Origin of the sequence: Proteus sp. PR00224 (genome assembly GCF_016238105.1) — a bacterium.
In the GTDB taxonomy this organism is placed as follows: Bacteria; Pseudomonadota; Gammaproteobacteria; order Enterobacterales; family Enterobacteriaceae; genus Proteus.
This window is the reverse complement of sequence record NZ_JAEHQU010000022.1, coordinates 1-1,186: the sequence shown is the minus strand read 5'-3', so window position 1 is coordinate 1,186 and position 1,186 is coordinate 1. Positions and strand designations below refer to the sequence as shown.

Annotated in this window: 1 protein-coding gene; it reads right to left on the bottom strand. The window is 45.1% G+C overall.

Annotation, left to right across the window (positions count from 1 at the left end; genetic code table 11):
* Window positions 1-2: 2 nt before the first annotated feature.
* Window positions 3-1,186: elongation factor Tu (tuf, locus tag JEP71_RS17420; protein WP_196564508.1), on the bottom strand; the 1,184-nt coding region annotated here is incomplete at its 5' end.

Sequence of the window (1,186 nt, the reverse complement as noted above, 5' to 3'; positions counted from 1 at the left end):
AATTAACCTAATACTTTAGCAACAACGCCCGCACCTACTGTACGGCCACCTTCACGGATAGCGAAACGTAAACCGTCGTCCATCGCGATTGGGTGAATCAGTTCAACGATCATGTTGATGTTGTCACCTGGCATTACCATTTCTACGCCTTCTGGTAATTCGATAGTACCAGTTACGTCAGTTGTACGGAAGTAGAACTGTGGACGGTAGCCTTTGAAGAATGGAGTGTGACGACCACCTTCATCTTTGCTCAGAATATAAACTTCTGATTCGAATTTAGTGTGTGGCTTGATTGAACCTGGTTTTGCCAGTACTTGTCCACGTTCGATTTCTTCACGTTTAGTACCACGCAGAAGAACACCAACGTTCTCACCTGCACGACCTTCGTCAAGTAATTTACGGAACATTTCAACGCCAGTACAAGTTGTTTTAGTTGTTGGTTTGATACCAACGATTTCAACTTCTTCACCAACTTTGATAACACCACGCTCAACACGGCCTGTTACTACTGTACCACGACCTGAGATTGAGAATACGTCTTCGATTGGTAACAGGAATGGTTTGTCAATTGCACGCTCTGGTTCTGGGATGTATGAATCCAGTGCTTCTGCTAATTCAACAATTTTTGCTTCCCACTCAGCTTCGCCTTCCAGTGCTTTCAGCGCTGAACCACGGATTACTGGAGTGTCATCACCAGGGAAATCGTACTGAGACAGAAGTTCACGAACTTCCATTTCTACTAATTCCAGTAACTCTTCATCATCTACCATGTCACATTTGTTCAGGAATACGATGATGTAAGGAACACCAACCTGACGACCTAACAGGATGTGCTCACGAGTTTGTGGCATTGGGCCATCAGTCGCAGCAACAACCAGGATAGCTCCGTCCATTTGCGCAGCACCTGTGATCATGTTTTTAACATAGTCGGCGTGACCTGGGCAGTCTACGTGTGCGTAGTGACGGCTTGGAGTGTCATATTCTACGTGTGAAGTAGAGATGGTGATACCACGAGCTTTTTCTTCTGGTGCGTTATCGATTTGATCGAATGCACGAGCAGAACCACCGTAAGTTTTAGCTAAAACTGTAGTGATTGCAGCAGTCAGAGTTGTTTTACCGTGGTCAACGTGGCCGATAGTACCAACGTTAACGTGCGGTTTTGAACGTTCAAATTTTTCTTTAGACA